This window comes from Comamonas avium (assembly GCF_014836675.1).
Classification (GTDB): domain Bacteria; phylum Pseudomonadota; class Gammaproteobacteria; order Burkholderiales; family Burkholderiaceae_C; genus Comamonas; species Comamonas avium.
The window spans coordinates 548,326-570,391 of record NZ_JACSQK010000002.1; the positions used below are offsets into that span (position 1 = coordinate 548,326).

Annotated in this window: 23 protein-coding genes; 20 read left to right on the forward strand and 3 right to left on the reverse strand. The window is 57.5% G+C overall.

All coding sequences use genetic code 11. The annotated features are described in order from the left end of the window. Window positions 1–3: 3 nt before the first annotated feature. From fliF to fliR, 13 genes are all read left to right on the forward strand, one after another. Window positions 4–1,692 carry a flagellar basal-body MS-ring/collar protein FliF gene (gene fliF / locus H9646_RS05170; protein ID WP_191722252.1) on the forward strand — a complete coding sequence of 563 codons (1,689 nt, stop codon included), beginning with the start codon at window positions 4–6 and terminating at the stop codon, window positions 1,690–1,692. Between the two features lie 48 nt (window positions 1,693–1,740). After that, on the forward strand, window positions 1,741–2,736 hold the full coding sequence (fliG, locus tag H9646_RS05175) for a flagellar motor switch protein FliG (RefSeq protein WP_191722253.1): 996 nt from the start codon (window positions 1,741–1,743) through the stop codon (window positions 2,734–2,736). A 31-nt stretch (window positions 2,737–2,767) separates the two neighbouring features. Continuing rightward, on the forward strand, window positions 2,768–3,574 hold the full coding sequence (locus H9646_RS05180; RefSeq protein WP_191722254.1) for a FliH/SctL family protein: 807 nt from the start codon (window positions 2,768–2,770) through the stop codon (window positions 3,572–3,574). A gap of 40 nt (window positions 3,575–3,614) precedes the next feature. Then, window positions 3,615–4,973, forward strand: a complete 1,359-nt coding sequence (gene fliI, locus H9646_RS05185; protein ID WP_225214009.1) for a flagellar protein export ATPase FliI — start codon at window positions 3,615–3,617, stop codon at window positions 4,971–4,973. Between the two features lie 27 nt (window positions 4,974–5,000). Continuing rightward, window positions 5,001–5,465 (forward strand): flagellar export protein FliJ, encoded by a 465-nt coding sequence (gene fliJ, locus H9646_RS05190; RefSeq protein WP_191722310.1) that lies wholly within the window; start codon window positions 5,001–5,003, stop codon window positions 5,463–5,465. Between the two features lie 3 nt (window positions 5,466–5,468). Further along, complete coding sequence (locus tag H9646_RS05195) at window positions 5,469–6,728, forward strand: flagellar hook-length control protein FliK (RefSeq protein ID WP_191722256.1); 1,260 nt, start codon at window positions 5,469–5,471, stop codon at window positions 6,726–6,728. Between the two features lie 222 nt (window positions 6,729–6,950). After that, a complete protein-coding gene (locus H9646_RS05200; RefSeq protein WP_191722257.1) occupies window positions 6,951–7,493 on the forward strand; it encodes a flagellar basal body-associated FliL family protein in 543 nt (180 codons plus the stop codon). Between the two features lie 18 nt (window positions 7,494–7,511). Beyond that, window positions 7,512–8,516 (forward strand): flagellar motor switch protein FliM, encoded by a 1,005-nt coding sequence (gene fliM / locus H9646_RS05205; protein WP_191722258.1) that lies wholly within the window; start codon window positions 7,512–7,514, stop codon window positions 8,514–8,516. After that, on the forward strand, window positions 8,506–8,955 hold the full coding sequence (fliN, locus tag H9646_RS05210; RefSeq protein WP_191722259.1) for a flagellar motor switch protein FliN: 450 nt from the start codon (window positions 8,506–8,508) through the stop codon (window positions 8,953–8,955). The genes fliM and fliN overlap by 11 nt, the downstream gene beginning before the upstream one ends. Then, on the forward strand, window positions 8,948–9,301 hold the full coding sequence (locus H9646_RS05215) for a FliO/MopB family protein (protein WP_318244905.1): 354 nt from the start codon (window positions 8,948–8,950) through the stop codon (window positions 9,299–9,301). The genes fliN and H9646_RS05215 overlap by 8 nt, the downstream gene beginning before the upstream one ends. Before the next feature lie 8 nt (window positions 9,302–9,309). Continuing rightward, window positions 9,310–10,086 (forward strand): flagellar type III secretion system pore protein FliP, encoded by a 777-nt coding sequence (fliP, locus tag H9646_RS05220; protein WP_191722260.1) that lies wholly within the window; start codon window positions 9,310–9,312, stop codon window positions 10,084–10,086. 18 nt (window positions 10,087–10,104) lie between these two features. Further along, window positions 10,105–10,374 carry a flagellar biosynthesis protein FliQ gene (gene fliQ, locus H9646_RS05225; RefSeq protein WP_191722261.1) on the forward strand — a complete coding sequence of 90 codons (270 nt, stop codon included), beginning with the start codon at window positions 10,105–10,107 and terminating at the stop codon, window positions 10,372–10,374. Between the two features lie 28 nt (window positions 10,375–10,402). Next, window positions 10,403–11,173, forward strand: a complete 771-nt coding sequence (gene fliR / locus H9646_RS05230; protein ID WP_191722262.1) for a flagellar biosynthetic protein FliR — start codon at window positions 10,403–10,405, stop codon at window positions 11,171–11,173. A 98-nt stretch (window positions 11,174–11,271) separates the two neighbouring features. Here fliR and H9646_RS05235 read toward each other — a convergent pair whose 3' ends face one another. Continuing rightward, window positions 11,272–11,901, reverse strand: a complete 630-nt coding sequence (locus tag H9646_RS05235) for a response regulator (RefSeq protein ID WP_191722263.1) — start codon at window positions 11,899–11,901, stop codon at window positions 11,272–11,274. 36 nt (window positions 11,902–11,937) lie between these two features. After that, the gene (locus H9646_RS05240; protein ID WP_191722264.1) at window positions 11,938–13,026 is read right to left on the reverse strand and encodes a hybrid sensor histidine kinase/response regulator; all 1,089 of its coding nucleotides are present in this window, start codon (window positions 13,024–13,026) and stop codon (window positions 11,938–11,940) included. A 139-nt stretch (window positions 13,027–13,165) separates the two neighbouring features. Between H9646_RS05240 and H9646_RS05245 the strand changes: the two genes are divergently transcribed. The 7 genes from H9646_RS05245 to H9646_RS05275 all read left to right on the forward strand — a co-directional run bounded on the left by H9646_RS05245 (window position 13,166) and on the right by H9646_RS05275 (window position 19,631). Beyond that, a complete protein-coding gene (locus tag H9646_RS05245) occupies window positions 13,166–13,612 on the forward strand; it encodes a hypothetical protein (protein ID WP_191722265.1) in 447 nt (148 codons plus the stop codon). A gap of 50 nt (window positions 13,613–13,662) precedes the next feature. Further along, a complete protein-coding gene (locus tag H9646_RS05250) occupies window positions 13,663–14,025 on the forward strand; it encodes a response regulator (protein WP_191722266.1) in 363 nt (120 codons plus the stop codon). 41 nt (window positions 14,026–14,066) lie between these two features. Then, window positions 14,067–16,190 carry a chemotaxis protein CheW gene (locus H9646_RS05255; RefSeq protein ID WP_191722267.1) on the forward strand — a complete coding sequence of 708 codons (2,124 nt, stop codon included), beginning with the start codon at window positions 14,067–14,069 and terminating at the stop codon, window positions 16,188–16,190. A 114-nt stretch (window positions 16,191–16,304) separates the two neighbouring features. Then, window positions 16,305–16,793 (forward strand): chemotaxis protein CheW, encoded by a 489-nt coding sequence (locus tag H9646_RS05260; protein ID WP_191722268.1) that lies wholly within the window; start codon window positions 16,305–16,307, stop codon window positions 16,791–16,793. 92 nt (window positions 16,794–16,885) lie between these two features. Further along, the gene (locus tag H9646_RS05265; RefSeq protein ID WP_191722269.1) at window positions 16,886–17,758 is read left to right on the forward strand and encodes a CheR family methyltransferase; all 873 of its coding nucleotides are present in this window, start codon (window positions 16,886–16,888) and stop codon (window positions 17,756–17,758) included. Between the two features lie 50 nt (window positions 17,759–17,808). Further along, the gene (cheD, locus tag H9646_RS05270) at window positions 17,809–18,510 is read left to right on the forward strand and encodes a chemoreceptor glutamine deamidase CheD (protein ID WP_191722270.1); all 702 of its coding nucleotides are present in this window, start codon (window positions 17,809–17,811) and stop codon (window positions 18,508–18,510) included. 17 nt (window positions 18,511–18,527) lie between these two features. Continuing rightward, window positions 18,528–19,631 (forward strand): protein-glutamate methylesterase/protein-glutamine glutaminase, encoded by a 1,104-nt coding sequence (locus H9646_RS05275; RefSeq protein WP_191722271.1) that lies wholly within the window; start codon window positions 18,528–18,530, stop codon window positions 19,629–19,631. A 111-nt stretch (window positions 19,632–19,742) separates the two neighbouring features. Here H9646_RS05275 and H9646_RS05280 read toward each other — a convergent pair whose 3' ends face one another. Next, on the reverse strand, window positions 19,743–21,677 hold the full coding sequence (locus H9646_RS05280; RefSeq protein WP_191722272.1) for an ATP-binding cassette domain-containing protein: 1,935 nt from the start codon (window positions 21,675–21,677) through the stop codon (window positions 19,743–19,745). Between the last annotated feature and the right edge of the window lie 389 nt (window positions 21,678–22,066).

The following is a 22,066-nucleotide window of genomic DNA, read 5'->3' on the forward strand; positions in this document are numbered from 1 at the left end:
AACATGTCTGCTGTTGCCGAAATTCCTGTTGCACAAACTCCGCCCGCCACAAGCCTCAGCGCATGGCCGCAGCGGGTAGCAAGTCTCGACCGCAACCAGCGCATCATGATTGGCGCGGTGGCCGCTCTGGTTGTGGCTGGTTTGGTGGCTGCCTTGATGTTTAGCCGTCAGCCTGATTACCGTGTGCTGTTCACCAATTTGAGTGACAAAGACGGTGGTGCGATCGTGGCGCAGCTGACCACCATGAATGTGCCCTACAAGTACACCGAAGGTGGCGGCGCCATCATGATCCCCGCAGACAAAATCCACGATGTGCGATTGAAGCTGGCTACGCAGGGCTTGCCAAAGGGCGCAGTCTCGGGCTTTGAGATCATGGAGGCCAGCAAGTTTGGCATCACACAGTTTCAGGAACGTGTGAACTATCAGCGTGGGCTGGAGGGCGAGCTGACACGCTCGATCCTCGGTTTGTCTGCGGTGCAAAACGCCCGCGTGCATCTGGCATTGCCCAATCAGAATGGTTTTTTCCGTGAGCAGCAAAAGCCTTCGGCTTCGGTGCTGCTGACGCTGTACCCCGGCCGCATGCTGGACCGCACGCAGATTGCCGGCATCGTGCATTTGATTGCTTCGAGCGTTCCAGAAATGGTGCCCAGTGCAGTGAGCGTGCTGGATGACTCTGGCAAGCTGCTCTCGCAAACCACCAACCCAGATGAAAGCCCGGTGAATGTGCAGCAGCTGATGTACCAGCAACAGCTGGAAAAGCAGTACACACAGCGCATTCTGGATATTTTGGAGCCCGTGGTTGGTAAGGGTAATGTCAAGGCCCAAGTGACTGCGGAACTGGATTTCTCGCGCTCGGAGTCCACGTCTGAGTTGCATGCCCCCAACCAGGGTCAGGCAGCTAGCGCGGTGCGAAGCCAGCAGGTGCTGGAAGCTACCGGTGAAAAAGAACCTGTGCCCCCGACAGGTGTGCCTGGTGCAACCAGTAACCAGCCACCCCAGACGGCTGCTGCACCGATCAATGGCGCTGCGCAAACACTGCAGGCTGCCAATGGTCAGAACACCAATATCTTGACGATTCCTGGCAGCAAGCGTGAATCGGTCACCAACTACGAAGTGGATAAGACGGTTCGAGTGACACGCAACAGCACGGGGTCTATCAAGCGCATGACAGCGGCTGTGGTGGTCAATTACCTGCCAGGTACCCCGGTGGAGCCAGGTGCGGCAGCCTTGCCGCAGGCCATGTCAGAGGCGCAGCAAGCGCAAATGCTGGCCTTGGTGCGCGAGACCATTGGTTTCAGTGCTGAGCGCGGCGATTCGGTCAACCTCATGAACACGCCTTTCCAGCAGGAGCTGCGTCTGGCCTCGGATCTGCCGGTGTGGCAGCAGCCCGAAACCCTGGCATTGGTCAAGTCTGTGCTGTGGCCCGTAGGCCTGGTTCTGGCTGCTTTGATTTTGATGTTTGGTGTGGTGCGACCCATGCTCAAGGCGCGCAAGAAGAAAGAGCTGGCGCAGCAGCTGGATCTGCTGGAAGCCGAAGAGCTGGAGCGCCCGGCGCTGGCACCACCGGCCAAGCCCGGAGAGCCCACAGTGGAAGAGTTGCGTTTGGAGCAAGCCCGTGCGCTGGCCAAACAGAATCCGATCGCCGTGGCGAATATCGTCAAGACGTGGGTCAATGGCGAGAACAGCCACTAAGTCCTGACAACGTGCGCTTAACTATCTACGGAACACAAAGAGTTTGTTATGGATGATCGAGGTCTGAACGACGCTGCCATTTTGCTGATGTCCCTGGGTGAGGAAGAGGCAGCCGAGGTCTTCAAACACCTGTCGCCCAAAGAAGTACAAAAGCTCGGCGAGACCATTGCGCGCATGCGCGGTGTTTCCAAAGAGAAAGTGGACTTTGTGATTGCGCGCTTTACAGATGATTGCGCGGCCCAGAGTCTGCTGGTGGAAGACGCCAGCGACTATGTCAAAGCAGTGCTGCGCCGTGCCCTGGGTGACGACAAGGCGGCCTTGCTGCTGGATCGTATTTTGCAAGGCGGCGACGTATCCGGCATTGAAAGCCTCAAATGGATGGACCCTGTGTCGGTGGCGGAGCTGCTGCGCAACGAGCACCCGCAGATAGTGGCGGCCATCTTGGTACATCTGGAATATGACCAGGCTGCCGCTGTGCTGATGCAACTGCCCGAGCGCATGCGCAGCGAAGTGGTGCTGCGTGTGGCCACGCTGGAAGGCATTCAGCCTTCGGCGCTGAAAGACCTGAACGAAGTGCTCTACAAGGTGCTGGCGGGTGGCGACAAGATTCGCAAGACCTCACTGGGTGGCGTGAAGACGGCCGCGGAAATGATCAACTTGCTGGGTGGCAATTCTGATGTGGCCGTGCTGGACACCATCCGCAACTACGACGCAGATCTGGCACAAAAGATCATGGACAAGATGTTCGTGTTCGACGACCTGGTCAAGCTGGACGACCGGTCGCTGCAGCTGGTGATGCGCGAAGTGGCGTCCGAGACGCTCATCGTTGCGCTCAAGGGCGGTTCGATGGAAGTGCGCGACAAGATTCTGGCCAATATGTCCATGCGTGCGGCCGCTGCACTGCGCGAAGACCTGGATGCCCGTGGCCCCATGCGCCTGTCCGAGGTCGAGGCCCAGCAAAAAGAAATTCTCAAGGTGGTGCGTCGATTGGCCGACGAGAACCAGATCACGCTGGGCGGTGGCCCGGAAGACAGCTTTGTCTGAAGCCCGCCAGAGATTTGATGATTAGACGCATATGACACGTTTTATTCCCAGCGAAGAAATTGACAACCAACGTGTTCGCCAGTGGCGCTTTGGTGGTGTGAGCAGTGGCGCGCGCAAGGGTTTTTCTGCGATGCCGGAAATGACAATGGATCCAGCTTTGCTGCCTGTGGCGCAAGAGGCTCCAGACATTGCGGTAGATGAAGTGCTGGAAGAATTGCCGCCAGAAACGGTGGCTGAAGAAACGCCGCCTGCAGCACCTGTTTTTTCTGAGCAAGAGCTGCATCAGCAACTGGAGCAGGCGCGCCAGGAGGCCTACCAGCAAGGGTTGGAGCAAGGCCAGCAGCAGGCTGGCCAGGAATGGCAGGCGCGCATGGCCGATTACCAGAACAATCTGGGGCGTGACACTGCGCAGCGTTTGAACGAAGTACTGCACGCGGCGCAATCGTCCCTGCAGGGGCTGCAGCAGCAAATGGCCCCCGATCTGCTGCAGCTGGCTACCGATATTGCACGCCAGGTGGTGCGCCAGGAGCTGCGTTGCAATCCCCAGGCTCTGCAGCCTGTGGTGAGTGAAGCGCTGGATATGCTGGGTGCGGAGACCAAGCCGGCGCTGGTGCGCTTGAACCCCGAAGACTTCAAGCAGATGGAAACACATTTGCGTGCGGCTTTGCCTAATCCCAAAGTGGAATGGCTGGCAGACCCCAGCGTGGCTGTGGGCGGCTGCCTGGTAGAGAGCCAGGGCGCGCAAATTGATGGCAGCCTGGAGCGCCGCTGGCAGCGTGCTGTGGCAGCGCTGGGCTTGGTGTCCACGTGGTACGAAGGTGCGAACCATGGCAATTGACAACGCCCCCTTCACCTCTACCATCGCGCAGCTTCAGGACATGCTGCGTGTGGGCAGTGAGCGGGTGAACCAGCCCATGCCATTGCACAGCCATGGCACGCTGACCCGCTTGACGGGACTGGTGCTGGAGGCCAGCGGCCTGCGTGTGCCTGTGGGTTCGCAATGCCATTTGCAAATGCCCGGTGGGGAGCCCATTTTGGCCGAGGTGGTTGGCTTTGCTGGCGACAAAGCGTTCTTGATGCCTGCGGGTGACATTCAAGGGCTGTCTTGCGGAGCCACCGTCACGCCTGCCGAGCCATTTGTCTCGCCCCTGCGGTTTGGTGACACCGAAGCACCTTCACTGGCCAAAGGCTTGTTGCGTCTGCCCATGGGCAATGGTTTGCTCGGTCGTGTGGTGGACTCGCAAGGCTTTGCGCTGGATCACGTTGGTGATCTGGTCGATGTGGTGGCGCAGACACTGGATCGCGAGCCGATCAATGCCATGGAACGCGCGCCGGTGCGCGAAAGCCTGGATACAGGCGTGCGCGCAATCAACAGTTTGCTGACCGTAGGCCGTGGCCAGCGTTTGGGCCTGTTTGCGGGCTCGGGTGTGGGTAAATCGGTGCTGCTGGGCATGATGGCGCGTTACACCCAGGCTGACGTGATCGTGGTGGGCTTGATCGGTGAGCGTGGCCGAGAAGTTAAAGAGTTTGTGGAAGACATCCTGGGTGTCCAGGATCGTTCGCGTGCCGTGGTCGTTGCGGCGCCCGCTGATGCGCCGCCGCTGCTGCGCATGCAAGGTGCCACCTACGCCACCGCGATTGCGGAGTATTTCCGGGACCAGGGCAAGCATGTGCTGCTGCTCATGGATTCGCTCACCCGCTATGCCCAGGCCCAGCGTGAAATTGCGCTGGCTATTGGCGAGCCTCCGGCTACCAAAGGCTATCCACCATCGTGTTTTGCCAAACTGCCGGCATTGGTTGAGCGCAGCGGCAATGGCTTGAATGGTGTGGGCTCCATCACCGCGTTCTACACCGTGCTGTCAGAAGGCGATGACCAGCAAGACCCGATTGCGGATGCGTCGCGCGCCATTCTGGACGGTCACTTCGTCTTGTCGCGTGCGCTGGCCGAGCAAGGCCATTACCCGGCAATTGACATTGAGCAATCGGCATCGCGGGTGATGCACAACGTGGTCAGTCGCGAGCACTTCGAGTTAGCTAGACGCTTTAGAGCCGTCTATTCGCGCTATCAAAAAAGCAAAGATTTGATACAAGTAGGAGCTTATGCCAACGGCTCCGATCCGCAGGTGGATGAGGCCATACGGCTGCAGCCAGCAATGGCCAATTTCCTACAGCAAACCATGTTTGAGTCTGCTTCGATGGAGCAGTCGCTGGCGGAGATGGCTGCGGTTTTGAATTAGCTGTAATAGACAACGAGAGGGATGTGGATGTCGTCGCTCAATGCTTTGATGATTGCCATTGAAATGGCTGTACGTAAACGAGACGAAGCGCGTCAGGCGCTGCGTGAGCGTCAGCGCGCCTGCGATGCGGCGAAATCCCAGATGGAGCAGCTCGACAATTACGCCAGTGAAATGCAGCAGCGCTGGGGTGCCAGCGAGGGTGCTGCAATGAAACCAGAGGTGATGTTTCACCATCGGCAGTTCATGGAGCGTCTGCAGCATGCCATCGATTTGCAGACCAAGGTTGTAGCGGATCAAGCCATTCGCCTGGAAGCCTCGCAAAAAGGCCTGATGGCAGCTGAGCTGCGATTGAGCAGCTTGAATAAAGTAGTGGAAACCCGCCGGCGTGACATCGCTTTGGCGCAAATGCGCCGTGAACAGAAACAGACCGATGAGCGCGCAGCTTTGCAGTTCATCGGGCGCACTTTCGGAATGCAATTCCAAGAGGCATAAACCATGGCCATTCAGCAAACCACAGCCCCTGCGGCTGCCAAGTCGCAGCTGGCAGATAAGGCAGAAAAACCCAAAGAAGCCAAAGACGGGCAGGTGTCTGCGCCCGCTTTCTCCAAGCTGCTCAAAGGTGCGCAAAGTGAAGGCGGCGATCTTGCGCAAGCGTTGCAAGTCGGAAATATGTCTGCGCTGGCCGGCATGGATACCGACACGTTGCCCTTGAGTGACGCAACCTATGTGCCAGGGCTGGAGCTGCTGCAAGGCGCATGGGGTTTGGACAGCCTGGTGGGGCAGACCCAGCGTTTGGATGTTTCAGACGCCGATGCCGCCTTGCAAGACGGCAGCTTCCTTCAGGCCAGGCAGGACGCGGGTCTGGCGGGTGTCCTGACAAATAATTTGATGTGGGGTGCACAGCCCAATGTGGCTCTGGGTCAGAGCGTAGCCACCGTGGCTGCCGGGGTTCAGTCTGCTTTGAATGCCCCTGTCGAGGCAGATGCCAAGACTGCGATGGCGGCAGCATCGGCGTTGCTTGCGCAAGCTGCAGACGTTGCTGAGTCTGTGGCGCAGGCGGTGACCGAAGGCTTGAAGACCGATCAGGCCAGCGAGGGCCGTGTTGCTTTGCAAGGGGCGTGGAAACTGGAAGATCCCCAAGCCATGGCCAATCCTGCATTGCATCGGGTGATGGGGCAGATTGAGCAGTGGGCTGCGGCCAGCGCCGGGGTACAGCCCAAGGCGACAGAGCGTGTTGAAGGCAAGAGCGCTGGCGCCGCGGCTGAGTGGCTGTCTGCAGGGCAGGGTAGTGGGACAAGGCTCACTGAAAATTCCGTGCAGGAGACGCAGCAAACCCAAGATGCCGCATTCGAAGCGCAAGCCGATGCGCCGGTTGAAGACATGCGCTTTTGGCTGCAGGGCAAACAGCAGCGTGCCGAAGTCGTCTTGGATAAAGATGGGCAGGCTGTGCGCGTGCAGGTGAGTGTGCGTGGCAATGAGGCGCACGTGACTTTCCGTGCCGATCAGGCCCAGACCCGTGAGATGCTGGATGCCAGTGTGGCGCAATTGCGAGAAATGCTGGAGCAGCAGGGTGTGCAACTGGCGGGTGTGTCGGTGCAGGCCGATGACCGCGGGCAGCAGCAATCTTCAGGCCAGCAGGCCTCGTCGGGTCCCTGGCAGGGTGGGCCAGCACAGCATGCGCAAGTGGCGGTTCCCGTTGCTGAAGTTGCGTCAACGCGCCCCCAGCGTGCGCAGGGTTTGGATTTGTACGCCTAAGATCGACATGTTCATGCGCGCCTTGCGCAGCGCATGGGCTGTCAGAGAAGCTCAGACGATTTGTTTACCGGCTGTTTGAGCCTTTTATTCTGGCTATGATTTCGCGCTATTCAGCCAATAATGAGCCTATGACTGTGTTGCATGCGCAAGCACAAGCGCTGAGTGCAGGCTCAGCCCAAGTTTGGTGAAACAAACTTTCTTATATCCATCAAGGAAAACAACGTGGCCGCAACCAACTCTGCCGCCGCTCCGGCACAAGCCAAGAGCAAGAAATTGATCGTTATCGGTGCCGTGGTCGCCTTGCTCGTTGTCGTTGCTGCAGCGGTGCTGCTGTTTACAGCCAATAAATCGCACGATGACCCTTATGGTGACGGTGAAGAGTCATCGGCCAAGGCCGTCTCTGTAGTGCCGACCTTTTTGCCCCTTGAGAACATGGTGGTGAATTTGGCAGACCAAGGCGGTGATCGTTTCGCACAGATCGGCATTACGCTGGAGCTGCAAGACGAAGCCACTGCGACGTTAATCAAGCAATACATGCCCAGCATTCGCAATGGCGTGTTGATGCTGGTTTCGCAACGTACGGCGGATGAGCTGCTACTGCGCGAAGGCAAAGAAAAACTGGCTGCCGATATCTTGCGCGAAGTGACGCGCCCTCTGGGCATGGGTGCCACAGCGGCACCAGCGGAGGAAGAGGCCGAGCGCCCCCGTCGCCGTGGTGGCAACGTGGTACGCCGTGTGCTGTTTTCCAGCTTCATCATTCAATAAGCGCAAGGATTCATTGGTATGAGTGATTCTTTTCTGTCGCAAGAGGAAGTAGATGCCCTTTTAGAAGGGGTAACGGGCGAGCGCCAGAAATCCGATGCCGAAGAGGTGGATGAAGGCTCAGTCCGCAATTACGACATTTCCAGCCAGGAGCGCATCGTGCGTGGGCGTATGCCCACCATGGAAATTGTGAATGAGCGTTTTGCGCGCAATTTCCGCATTGGCTTGTTTAACTTTATCCGCCGCAGCCCTGAAGTCTCGGTCGGTACGGTCAGTGTGCAGCGCTACAGCGCTTTTCTGCGCCGGCTGGCGGTGCCTACCAATTTCAATATCGTGGCCATTCGGCCGTTGCGCGGCAATGGTTTGATTGTGTGTGAGCCATCACTGGTGTTTGGCATCATCGATACCTTGTACGGTGGCGCTGGCCGCTTGCAAACACGTATTGAGGGTCGAGATTTTTCTGCTACCGAGCAGCGTGTGATCAATCGTCTGGTGGACGTGATCAGCGATGAGTACAAAAAAGCATGGCATGGCATCTACCCGCTGGAGCTGGCTTATCAGCGCTCGGAAATGCAGCCCCAGTTCGCCAACATTGCCACGCCCAGTGAAATCGTGGTGTCGACCGCGTTTCAGCTGGAAATTGGTGATGTATCTGGCTCTATCCATATTTGCATGCCCTATGCAACCATGGAGCCGATCCGCGACATCCTGTATTCGTCAACACAAGGCGACTCGATTGAGGTGGATCGCCGCTGGGTCAAAGTGCTGACGCGAGAAATTCAATCGGCCGAGGTGACCCTGGTGGCTGAGCTTGCCCGTGCAGATGCAACGGTCGAGCAAATGCTGGCCATGAAGCCTGGTGACTTTATTGAGCTGGATCGTCAGCCCCGTATTCGTGCATCGATTGGCGGTGTGCCAGTGTTTGAATGCCAGTACGGTACGCACAACAACAAATACGCCGTTCGCATTGAGCAGTGTCTGCGCGGCGTAGACTCGAATTGGACCGGAGATAAGAATGGCAACTGACCCTAACAACAACGACAGCGTTTCTGGTGATGACCCTTTCTCGGATTGGGCCGAAGCTTTAGAAGAGCAAAAAACCACCGACGACGGGCAAGCCACCCTGGACGCTGAGCAAGGCGGCCCCTTGTCTGGTAATCCCACCTACAACACGGGTGCAGCTGGTACAGAAGTGCCCGTGAACGACATCAACATGGTGCTGGATATTCCAGTGCAGCTGTCTGTCGAGCTGGGTCGCACCAAGGTGCCCATCAAATACATCCTGCAACTGGCACAAGGCTCGGTGGTCGAGCTGGACGCTTTGGCGGGCGAACCCATGGACGTGCTGGTCAACGGCTACCTGATCGCCCAAGGCGAGGTGGTGGTTGTGAACGACAAGTTCGGTATTCGCCTGACGGACGTGGTCACCCCTTCTGAGCGCCTGCGCCGCGTCAGCCGTGGGTAGCGCCAGCTTTACCTCCTCGCTGCTGGTGCTGCTCATCATGATCGGTGCCTTGGCGACGTTGCCCTGGTTGCTCAAGCGCTGGCAGCAGCGCCAGCAAATAGCCCGCACGGGTTCTGCTGTCAGTGCGCAAGTGCTGGCATCGGTGGCGGTGGGCCCCAGTCAGCGTGTGGTCACGGTAGAGGTGGGGCAAGGTGCACACAAAACCTGCTTGGTGTTGGGCGTGACTGCCCACAATGTTCATTGTCTGCACGTGTTGGGGCAGCCCGCGTCTGCGCAGCCCGCGCCCATCAGTTTCTCGGGTGCGATGGCGCAAGCCCAAGAGACGGTGCAACCTCCGCAACCATGAGAGCTCGCATGCGATTAGGCTTTCTTGCCTCCAAAGCCCACTGGGCTGCACCGGCCGCCGCTTTGGCGGCTTTTTGCTTGATGCCGGCAGCCGCTTGGGCGCAAACTTCTGCGCCCAGTCTGCCTTTGCTTGTGGGCTCTGGCTCGGGTGGCAACAGTTTCTCGGTGCCTATTCAGACTTTGCTGTTCTTTACGGCACTGTCGTTTTTGCCCGCTATTTTGCTGATGATGACGGGCTTTACCCGCATCGTGATTGTCTTGAGCTTGATGCGTCAGGCGCTGGGCACGCAGTCTGCACCGCCCAATCAGGTGATCATCGGCCTGTCGCTGTTTTTGACGCTGTTTGTCATGGGGCCGACGCTGGACCGTGTGTACCAGGAGGCCTATTTGCCTTACAGCAAGAACACCATGCAGTTTGAAGAGGCGGTAAAGAAGGCCGAAGCACCCATGCGCGATTTCATGGTGCGCCAGACACGCCAGACGGATTACGCCCTGTTTGCGCGTCTGGCCAAGCTGGAGCCCGGCACGCAGATTGAAGATGCACCGTTTCGCGTGGTGGTGCCAGCTTTTGTAATCAGCGAGCTGAAGACGGCGTTCCAGATCGGCTTCATGATCTTTATCCCGTTCTTGATCATCGACATGGTGGTCTCCTCCATCCTGATGTCTCTGGGCATGATGATGCTGTCGCCCGTGCTGGTGGCCTTGCCCTTCAAGATCATGCTGTTTGTCTTGGCTGATGGCTGGAATCTGCTGGTAGGCTCGCTGGCCGCCAGTTTTGCCATTTAGCGCTGAAAGGTTTGTGTCATGACTCCTCAGATGGTGCTGACTTTCGGGCGTGAGGCGCTCACGCTCTTGTTGATGATTTCGCTGCCTGTGCTGCTGACGGTCTTGGCTGTGGGCCTGGTGGTCAGTATTTTTCAGGCGGTTACGCAGATCAATGAAAACACCTTGTCCTTTGTGCCCAAGCTGGTTGCAGCTGTATTGGTGTTTGCAATTGCCGGGCCGTGGATGTTGAGTACGGTGGTGGACTTTATCCGCCGCACGATCGAGAACATTCCCAACGCGCTGGGCTAAGGCGGCACAGTTTGCTGAGGGTTCTAGCGTGATTGGTATCTCAGAAGAGCAGTTGATGGCGTGGCTGTCGCCCGTTATCTGGCCGTTCTTGCGCACCCTGGCCATGTTCACCGCTGCACCGGTTTTTTCGCAAAAAGCCATTCCCATGCGCGTCAAGGTGGGGCTGGCCTTTTTGGTGGCCGTGTGCGCCCAGGCGGTGCTGGATCAGCCCATGGTGGCAGTCAATTCCCCCGAGGCATTGACATGCGTGATTCAGCAAGTGGGCATTGGCTTGGCGATTGGCTTTAGCGCGCGCCTTGTGATTGCGTCCATGGAAGTGGCGGGTGAAGCCATTGGCTTGCAGATGGGATTGAGCTTCGCCTCGTTCTTTGACCCCACCAGCGGCGCGCAGCTGAGCGCGGTGTCGCGCTTCTTGGTGCAGATCTTCACGCTGTTTTTCATTGTGGTGAACGGACATCTGTTTGTGCTGATGGCCGTGATCAAGAGCTTTGAGGTTTTTCCAGTCGACGGCTCTTTTCTGCAAGCCGTGGCACAAATGCGTTTGCACGAGCTGGGCAGTGCGGTTTTCTCCAGCGCCCTGTGGATTGCGTTGCCCATGATGGCGTTGTTGCTGTTTGTGAATCTGGTCATGGGCGTGATTGCCCGGATCGCGCCACAAATGAACGTGTTTGCGGTGGGTTTTCCGGTCACGCTGACGGTGGGCATGCTCGGTATTACCGCTACCTTGCCGATGATGGAGCAGCCGTTCCTTAGCCTGATTGAGCGCACGCTGTCCGTTTTTGGTGGTGGTTTTTTATAAACTCAGAAAAAATAAGAGCGCCTGGCGCATAAGGTAAAAGGACTTCAGGCACTAAACATGCTGAAGTCCTTTTGCCTTATGCGCTGGAAGCTATTGTTTTAGACCAGATTGTTGCGAATGGCGTAAACCGTCAACTCTGCGTTGTTGCTCAGTTGCAGCTTTTCAAGCACCCGCGCGCGGTACACGCTGACAGTTTTGGGGCTGAGCATCAGCTCTTCTGCAATATCGGTCAGGCGTTTGCCGCTGGCCATTTTTTGCAGGGTTTGCATTTCTCGCTCAGACAGGGTTTCGTGCGGTGCCTCAGGGCTGGGCTGCGCCAGACTGTCTGCCAGCATCTGGGCCACTTCCGGGGTCAAGAACTTGCGGCCCATGCTCACGGTGCGCACGGCCTCGATCAGTTGCAGGGGGTCACCAGCCTTGTTGGCATAGCCGTGTGCACCTGCCTTGAGGCTGCGCAGCGCGTATTGGTCTTCAGGGTACATGGAGACCATCAGCACTTTAATGTCGGGGTAGCTCTCGCGCACGCTGACGAGCACTTCCAGGCCATTGCGCCCCGGCATATTGATGTCCAGCAGCAGTACGTCGCAAGGGGTGTTGCGCAATACGTCGCGTAGTTCGGTGTAGCCTGCGGCCTCACCGTGTACCTGAATGTCGGTGACCTCAGACAGCGTGTCGCGAATGCCCCGGCGCAAAACGGCGTGGTCGTCGCAAATCACAACATCAATCAAGCGTGCTCCCTTTTTTCGGCCTCTTGGTGCAGCATCTTACGTGAGTGGCACGGAAACAATAATGCTTGTGCCTTTTCCGACTTGACTGCTTATATCCAGCCAGCCACCCACTGTGCGAGCCCGCTCAGCCAGACCGCGCAGACCAAAAGCTTTGGGTTTGCTGCGCTGCTCAAGGGAAATGCCGCAACCGTTGTCGCGCACTTCCAAAGTGAGGTGGCCTTCTGTATTGGATAAGTCAATGTGCACCATGGAGGCTTGTGCGTACTTGCCCACGTTGGTTAAAGCTTCCTGGGCGGTGCGATAGGCCACCACCTGAATGTCGGCTGGCACGTCAATGTGGGCAGGGGCATCTAATCGAGTCACGATGCCCGTGCGGCGCTCAAAATTCTCTGCCAGCCACTGCACAGCGGCAACCAGCCCCTGATCCAGCACGGGCGGGCGCAGGTTCATCATGATGCGCTGGCTGGCACCCAGGGCATGGTCAAGCATGTCCAGTGCAGCGTGGGCATGGTTCTGGACCTCGGGGGCTGTCGCATTTCGGCCAATCCATGAGAGATCGAATTTGACGGACGTCAATGAACCGCCGATGTCGTCATGGATCTCCCGTGCAATGGCGGCCCGCTCCTGCTCGATCGACTGCTGCAGGTGCTCGGTCAGTTCTGCCAGCTGGCGCTCAGAGCGGGCTAGTTCAAGCATGGCATGCTCCTTGGCGCGGAGCGCTTCATGCACCTCCAGCGTGCGCAAGAGCACATGGGGCAGGCGCGACATATCGTCTTTGAGCAAGTAGTCCGCAATGCCTTGGCGGATAGCGTCTACAGCGGCTGTCTCTCCAATGGCGCCCGATAAAAGAAGAAAAGGAGGGCACTTGGGCAGTGCGCGCGCTTTGTCCCAGGCGTCCAGCGCTGTGAAGCCCACCAGGTGGTAATCGGCCAGGACCAGGTCGAAAGTGTGTGCTTCAAGCAGGTCGAAAAAAGTCTCCAGACTGTCGGTGCAAATGATCTCGCAAGCGATAGCTGCCTTGCGTAAAGTGATTTCCGCCAACCGTTGGTCTGCTTTTGAATCTTCAAGGTGAAGTACAAGCAGGGGCTTATCTGTTGGATTAGCAAGCGCGGAGGGCGCTATCATTGGAAACATCTTGGAACAAACTTTTCGGGGTGTGGATTCCTTCATGCCATGAGTCACAGCTCATGGCAAGCGACGGCAGCCGGACTGGCTGCTTTCGTGTCTGGAAGACATGCTGCGGTTCCACCATCTTGGAGAAACGATGCAACCAACGCAAATACCTGCAGCAGAACCTGTCGTTCAGGTGCCTGTCATGGTTGCGGCCGAATTACAGGATTCCCTGTTGGTCGTCATGCGGGACTTGCACCGTTTGGAGGGCTTGCTCAATCATGCCACGACCAATTTGCTGGAACGATTTGGCGAAGCCAATGTATTGCTTTCCGGCAATGGCATTGCCGATGACCCAGGGCTGGATGCCGCCCGTACCGCTTTGCGCAGTGCGGTCACTGAATTGCAGTTCCACGATATGGCGACTCAGCTGATTGGGCACACGACACGGGTTTTGCAGGGGTGTGCTTTCCGCTTAGCGTCGGAAACCATGGGGCGTGAAGAAGACGAATTGGAAGCGCCAGTCATGTCCATTCAGCCAGAGCGGCCCAATCCAGTCACGCAAAGCGAGATGGATGCCGGTTCGATCGAACTGTTTTGATCTCTAGAGCCTGAATACATTCAAAACTTAAAAGTCCGTTGGAGCTTTACATGCATACGATCCTCGCTGTTGATGACTCACCATCCATGCGAAAAATGGTCTCCTTCACCTTGGCAGGGGCCGGCTACAAAGTGGTCGAAGCGGTGGACGGAATGGACGCCCTGGAAAAAGCCGAAGCGCAGCACGTTGATTTGGTGCTGGCTGACCAGAATATGCCTCGCTTAGATGGCATTGGCCTGACACGCCGCCTGCGTGAGCACCCCCGCTTTAAAAACACGCCCATTCTGATTTTGACCACTGAGTCCAGCGATCAGATGAAGCAAGCGGGCAAAGCCGCAGGCGCGACGGGTTGGCTGGTGAAACCGTTTGATCCCAACCGTCTGATTGAAGTATTGCAGAAGGTGATTCGCTAACACCAGTTCAAGCGGATGCTAGGAAAAAGATAGGAACCCAAATGGCGGATACACATCAAGGCGGGGCAGAAGCCGATTTCGACCTGACCCAGTTCTACCAGATCTTCTTTGAAGAAGCCGGTGAGAACCTCGACCAGATGGAGCAGATGCTGCTCAATCTGGACCTGAACGAAGCCAATGACGAAGAACTCAACGGAATTTTCCGTTGTGCGCACTCGATCAAAGGTGGCTCTGCAACTTTTGGTTTTTCGGACGTTGCTGAGCTGACGCACAAGATGGAGTCCTTGCTGGACCGCCTGCGTCGCCATGAGATCACGCCTGTCCCCGAAATGGTGGATGTGCTGCTGGAATCTGCAGACGCCTCGCGCAGCCTTTTGGCGCGCCATCAGGCTGGTGGTGAAGGTGAAGTCATGCCAACAGCGGATCTGGTGGCTCGCATCAGCCGCCTGGCCGCTGGTGAAGGCGGAGAAGCTCCGGCGCCAGCGCCTGCACAGGCTCCAGCGGTTGTGGCACAGCCCGTCTTGGTGGCAGAGTCTGCACCCGCCCCTGCAGCAGCCGTTCCCGGCGGTTTGCGTCAGCTCCAGATCAAGATTGGACCTGTCGAGGTGCTGGAGTCGGTAGATGCCATTAAAGAGCTGTTTCGCGATATTCCCGGTCTGGGAGACATCGAGGATCTGCCCTGTGATGAACCGCAAACGCGCTTGTTTGCAGTGCAGACGCACTCCACGGACGATGACCTCCTGGATTTGATGGCTTTCCACGTCGCCAAGGAGCAGGTCCAGATTACGGCTCCTGCTGCCGCTGCCGCAGTGGCAACCGTTGCATCCGTTGCGACACCGGAGGCGGCGACCGCTGCTGCGGTGCCAGAAACCGAGCATCTGAGCCCGGCTTTGCTCCCTGAAGGGGAGGCTTATGGCATTTTTGAAGGTGCTCCAGGTGCCCCAGCCATCAAACCCGCGGGCAGCGCAGCCAAGGCGGCGACACGGCCCAACATGGCTCAGATGGAGTCCACCAGCATTCGTGTGGATGTGAAAAAAGTAGACCAGCTGATCAATCTGGCTGGCGAGCTGGTGATCATTCAAGCCATGCTGGCGCAAAACAGCCGGGCATTGGATCCTTCAGCCAACCAGCAGCTGCTTGCTGGGCTGGCAGATCTGGATCGCAACACCCGTGACTTGCAAGAAGCAGTCATGTCTATCCGCATGATTCCCATGTCGACGGTGTTCAGCCGCTTTCCGCGCATGCTGCGTGATTTGGCGAACAAGCTGGACAAGAAGATCAATTTGGTCACGCAAGGAGAGGCGACCGAGCTGGACAAGGGGCTGGTGGAAAAAATCACCGACCCATTGACCCACTTGGTGCGTAACAGCCTGGACCATGGCATTGAAATGCCCGAAGACCGCATCAAGGCAGGCAAGTCTGAAGTGGGCACGCTGACGCTGGCGGCTTCGCACCAGGGGGGCTCTATCGTCATTGAGGTGCGCGATGACGGCAAGGGCATGAGCCGCGAGAAGATCCTGCGCAAGGCCCGTGAGCGCGGCATGGATGTCTCCGACAGCATGCCTGACAGTGAAGTCTGGATGCTGATTTTTGCTCCTGGCTTCTCGACGGCCGATGTGGTCACCGACGTCTCAGGCCGTGGTGTGGGCATGGACGTGGTGCGCAAGAACATTGCGGCGCTCAACGGCTCGGTAGAAATTGACTCCGTTGAAGGCGTTGGCATGCGTGTATCGATCCGCCTGCCCCTGACGCTGGCCATCATGGATGGCATGTCCGTTGGTGTGTGTGACGAGGTCTATATCTTGCCGCTGTCATCGGTGGTGGAGTCATTCCAGGTCAACGCGGCCGATGTCAGCACCGTGACCCAGGGCTCGCAACTGGTCAAGGTGCGTGACGAATACATGCCTGTGATTGGGCTGGAGCGGGTCTTTGGTGTACCGCGCGGTGAAGGCAGCAATCGCAGTGACATCATGGTCGTGGTGGAGTCCGACGGCATGCGTGTGGCGTTGCTGGTCGATGAGCTCTTGGGCCAGCACCAGGTGGTGGTCAAGAACCTTGAGAGCAATTACCGCAAGGTGCCCAACGTCTCTGGCGCAACGATTCTGGGTGACGGGACTGTGGCACTGATTTTGGATACCAATAGCTTGGTCCGCCGGGCGCGTTAAAAACAAACCAAGTGGCTCAGAGGTAGCGCAGGGCTACTTCGGGCCATCAGTTAAACGATAATTTTTGGTGGTTCTGAAGGCGTCTTCAAAGGTCCACCGATTTAGGAGAAAGCAATGAACATCATGGGAAAGAATGCAGAGAGCAAAGCTTCAGGCGCTCGCGAGTACCTCACCTTCCGTCTGGGCGATGAGGAGTACGGCATCGACATTCTCAAGGTGCAGGAAATCCGTGGCTATGAACAGCCGACACGCATTGCCAACGCGCCGGAGTTCATCAAAGGCGTGGTGAATCTGCGCGGCACGATTGTGCCGATTGTGGACATGCGCTTGAAGTTCAACTGCTCGGAAGTGGAATACAACAGCTTTACGGTGGTCATCATCTTGAACCTGCGCAATCGCGTGGTCGGCATCGTGGTGGACTCCGTCAGCGACGTGATGGCTCTGGCCCCCGAAGCCATCCGCCCCGCACCCGATATTGAAAGCGCCATTGACAGCGGCTGCATTCTGGGCCTGGGCTCGGTGGGCGATCGTATGCTGATCCTGCTGGACATTGAAAAGCAAATGTCCAATGTGGATATGGGCTTGGTCGCTCCTGCGGAATAAGTCGCGGCAACGCCTTTTGGTAGTCCGCCATGCGCAGGGCTGTTTAGTTTTTTCGCGTAGCCTCTTCGCGTGCACTTTGGTTGTAAATATCCATGCGTCAAACCGATCAACTCTCCGACTCCGTGCTTGGTTCAGGGGGCGGGCCTATGAACCAAGGTCGAGAGTTCACCTGGGCGTCATCGGACTTCGTTCGTGTGCAGGCGCTGATTTATAAGCATGCAGGGATCAGCCTGCACGATGGCAAGCACGCCATGGTCTACAGCCGCCTCTCGCGCCGTCTGCGAGAGACTGGCCACGAAAGCTTTGACGAGTATCTGACGTGGCTGGAAAAGCAGGGTGATGCGCACGAGTGGCAGGAGTTTGTGAATGCGCTCACCACCAACCTGACCTCGTTCTTCAGAGAGCAGCACCATTTCGATATCTTGGCGCAGCACCTCAAGAGCAAGCCCGCCAGCACACCGTGGCGTGTGTGGTGCAATGCGGCCTCGACGGGCGAGGAGCCTTACTCCATCGTGCTGACTGCACAGGAAGCCTTGGGTGCCAACGCCAACTTCAAATTGACGGCCAGCGATATTGACTCGAAGGTGCTCAACACGGCCTCCAACGGCGTCTACCGGATGGAGAACGTCAAAAGCCTCAGTCAGGAGCGATTGCACCGATTTTTCATGCGCGGCAAGGCTTCTAATGCGGGAATGGTCCGCGTCAAGCCTGAGCTGAGACGCATGATCGACTTCTTGCAGGTCAACCTGATTCGTGACGACTGGCCGTTCAAGGAACCGTTTGACATTGTGTTTTGCCGCAACGTCATGATCTACTTTGATGCAGCCACGCAGCGCAAAGTGCTCGAGCGCATTCACCGGGTGATGAAGCCCGGGGGGCTGCTGTTTGTGGGGCACGCAGAAAATTTCAGCGAATCACGTGACCTGTTTATCTTGCGTGGCAAAACGGTGTACGAGCGTATTTAAATGGCCTTTATCCGCACTCACTGCCTTGGCAGGACGATCAAGGCCCAGCCATGAATCCCCAACCACACGTGGCGCTGAAGGGCACCAACGCACCTTGGGCTAGCCGGTCTGCGCCGCTGGTGCCCGCACCGCCAGCGTCGCTGGACATGCTGCGCAGCCGCTCGCGCAAGCCAGGAGAGGCTTCTTTCTTTTATTTTGATCACCACTTTCAGTACAACGCCGTCAAGGTGTTGCCAGGCGAGTATTTTGTGACTGGCGAGAACATGGTGATCTGCACCGTGCTCGGCTCCTGCATTGCTGCCTGCCTGTGGGATCGCACCTTGAACATCGGTGGCATGAACCATTTCATGCTGCCCGAGGGTGACAGCACCGATGTCAGCGGGCGCTACGGGTCATACGCAATGGAGTTGCTGATCAATGAAATGATCAAGCTGGGTGCACGGCGCGAAACCATGCAGGCCAAAATTTTTGGAGGTGGTCAGGTGATGGCCAACTTCACGACCATGAACGTCGGTGAGCGCAACACCGACTTCGTGACCCAGTATTTGCAGACAGAGCGGATTCCTATCGTCTCGGAAGACGTGCTGGACATTTATCCTCGCAAGGTGGTGTATTTTCCCGCCACAGGCAAGGCCATGGTCAAACGTTTGGCCCATGCGCACCCTGAGACTTTGGTGGAACAAGAGCGTTCGCGCGGCAGTGCTGCACAGTTGGCCAAGACCAACGCAGGCGGCAGCGTGGACCTGTTTTGAGAGAGGCTGAATAGAAAATGAACCGAAAGACCCGGGTGATTGTGGTGGACGACTCTGCGCTGGTGCGCAGCCTGCTCGCAGAAATCATCAATCGCCAGCCAGACATGGAGTGCATAGGCACCGCAAACGACCCCTTGGTTGCGCGTGAAATGATTCGTGAGCTCAACCCGGACGTGATCACTCTGGACATCGAAATGCCCAAGATGGACGGCATCGATTTCCTGGGCCGCATCATGCGTCTGCGCCCCATGCCCGTGCTGATGATTTCGACGCTGACCGAGCGTGGCGCAGAAATTACCATGCGCGCGCTGGAGCTGGGCGCGGTGGATTTTGTCTCCAAACCCCGCGTGGGCGTGGCCAATGGTTTGAGCCAGCTGTCCACCGAGATCGTGGACAAAATTCGCATTGCTGCTTCTGCGCATGTGCACCGCATGGTCAAGCCCGCAGCCACAGCCACTGATACCGGCACCGCAGCCACGGCGCGACCGGCCTTCAGCAGTGCTACTTTGCTGGGCAAGCTGTCTACGGAAAAGTTGATTGCCATTGGTGCATCCACCGGCGGCACCGAAGCCATCAAAGAGGTGCTGACGAACATGCCTGCCGATGCGCCCGCCATCGTCATCACCCAGCACATGCCGCCCGGCTTTACCACCAGCTTTGCCGCACGGCTCGATAGCCTGTGCCAGATCACCGTGAAAGAGGCCAGCAATGGCGAACGCCTGCTGCCCGGCCACGCCTACATTGCACCGGGCGGCAAGCAGTTCGCCATCTCGCGCAGCGGCGCCAACTATGTGGCGGTGGTCGACGAGCAGGCTCCTCCCGTCAATCGCCACAAGCCATCGGTTGAGGTGCTCTTCAAGTCCGTGGCGCAGTTTGCCGGGCGCAATGCCACCGGCGTCATGCTGACCGGCATGGGCGCCGATGGTGCTGCCGCCATGCGCGAGATGAAAGATGCGGGCAGCTACAACTACGTGCAAGACGAAGCCAGCTGCATCGTCTTTGGCATGCCACGCGAAGCCATCGCCCATGGTGCGGCCGATGAAGTGCTGCCACTCACACAGATCGCCCCCGCATTGCTGACCAAGCTGCGCGCATCGCCAGACGTACGCCACCGCATCTAAAGCAAACAAAAAAGGAGCTGCTAGCGCTTTACAAGCAACAGTTTCAGATAGAAAACTATTTGAAACTGTTGATGCAAGGGCGCTGGCAGCTCCTTTTTTTTGTTTTTCGTTTTAAGCCGACAAACTTTCCCAGCGCTCTAGTGCCTGCAGCAAGGCCTCATCAATCTCACCATCACGGGCATGCAGTTGCATGGCGCGGGCATTGTCCTGGGCGTACAGCGTGCCGTCTTCCAGCGTCTTGCGGATTTCTGCTTGCTCTGCTTCCAGCGCAGCAATCTGTTCAGGCAGCAGCTCCAGCTCTCGCTGTTCTTTGTAGCTGAGTTTGCGCTTGGCCACCGCTGCAGGCACAGCTGCTGCAGCGGGTGCGACAGCTGTTTCTTTGGCAGATGGCTTGCCTGCGCCCTTCTTGGCTGCTTGATCTTGCAGTGCCTTGGCGCGCTTGGACTGAACCAGCCAGTCCTGCACACCGCCTTCGTACTCGCGCCACTTGCCATTACCTTCTGCGGCAATCGTGCTGGTCACCACGTTATCCAGGAACGTGCGGTCGTGGCTCACCAGGAACACCGTGCCGTCATAGTTTTGCAGCAAGTCTTCCAGCAGCTCCAGCGTATCGATGTCCAGATCGTTCGTGGGTTCGTCCAGCACCAGCACATTGGTTGGGCGGGCAAACAGACGGGCCAGCAGCAAACGATTGCGCTCACCACCCGACAGGCTGCGCACCGGCGAGTTCGCACGCGCAGGCGAGAACAGGAAGTCACCCAGATAGCTCTTGACATGCTTGCGCTGGTTGCCAATTTCAATCCACTCGCTGCCAGGGCTGATGAAATCCTCCAGCGTAGCGTCCAGATCCAGCGCATTGCGCATCTGGTCAAAATAGGCCACGGTGATATTGGCGCCTTGGCGCACGGTGCCCCAGGGGCTTTCGCCCGGCTCAGGTGCGGGTGCATTGGCAGGTGCCGCATCGGGTTGCAATTGCCCCAAGATGAGTTTGAGCAGGGTCGTCTTGCCGGCACCGTTGGCGCCCAGCAAGCCAATCTTGTCGCCGCGCAAAATGGTGGCGCTGAAGTCGTCCACGATCACACGGTCGCCAAAAGCCTTGCTCACATGGGTAAGCTCAGAGACCAGCTTGCCGCTTTTCTCGCCACTGCTCACATCCATCTTCACACTGCCTTGGGCATTGCGACGGGCTGCGTGTTCGGAGCGCAGCTCCTGCAGACGCACAATGCGGGCCGTGGCCCGGGTGCGTCGAGCTTCAACTCCCTTGCGAATCCAGACTTCTTCTTGCGCCAGCAGCTTGTCTGCCTTTGCGTTGATCACTGCTTCTTGTGCCAGTTGCTCCGCCTTGTTGGTCACATAGGCGCTGAAGTTGCCAGGGAAAGACATCAGGCGACCACGGTCCAGCTCCACAATGCGTGTTGCCACGTTGTCCAGGAAAGAGCGGTCGTGGGTAATCAGCACGATCGAGCCCTTGAACTCTTTGAGCAGACCTTCCAGCCATTCAATCGAATCCAGATCCAGGTGATTGGTTGGCTCGTCAAGGAACAATACGTCAGGCTGCATCACCAGCGCCTGCGCCAGTGCCACGCGCTTGCGCACACCGCCAGACAGGCTGCTGACCTTCGCTTCCGGGTTCAAGTGCAGGCGCTGCAGCGCCTCTTCTACGCGCTGCTCCCAGTTCCAGGCGTCCTGCGCCTCAATGCGTGACTGCAATGCATCCAAATCCACATCATCCGCCCCCGACAGATACAGGTCACGGATGGCCGCCACCTCTGCCAAACCTTCAGAGGCCGATTCAAAGACCGTGTGCTCTGGGTTCAGATTGGGCTCTTGCGCTACATAAGCAATGCGAACGCCTGTTTGCACTTGTAACGTGCCATCGTCTGCATGTGCCATGCCGGCCAGGATTTTCAACAGCGAAGACTTGCCGGTGCCATTGCGCCCGATCAGTCCAACGCGTTCATTGGTTTCCAGAGAAAAACTGGTGTGATCCAGCAGTGCCACATGCCCGAATGCGAGCTGTGCGTCTATTAAGGTAATGAGTGCCATGTTGCCTCCATTATCCAAGGCAGCGCAAAGCGCTGCCTTATCCAAAGCCTTCTTGAAGGTTTTGGATGAAAAGGATTTTTCTAAAAAGCTGGCCAAACGGTGCTATAGTTCGCTCCCTTGCTAGTGCAGTGCAGTTTTCTGCGCAAGTCGCTGAAAAGTTTTTTGCAGGAATTTCTGCAGAGCTTCAAAACGATGTACAATGCAAGTCTTCGCTAGTTCAGCAGTGCTGCTTCTAGCGGAAAGTTTCTAAAGTTTTTTAGAAACGCACGCTGAAAAGCGTGCTACAATACAAGGCTTCGCTGATCGCAGCGGGGTTAAGTTCCAAGAAGAGATTTTTGGGATGTTTCTTTAAAAAGATACAGCCGATAAGCGTGGGCGTTTGAAGGCGA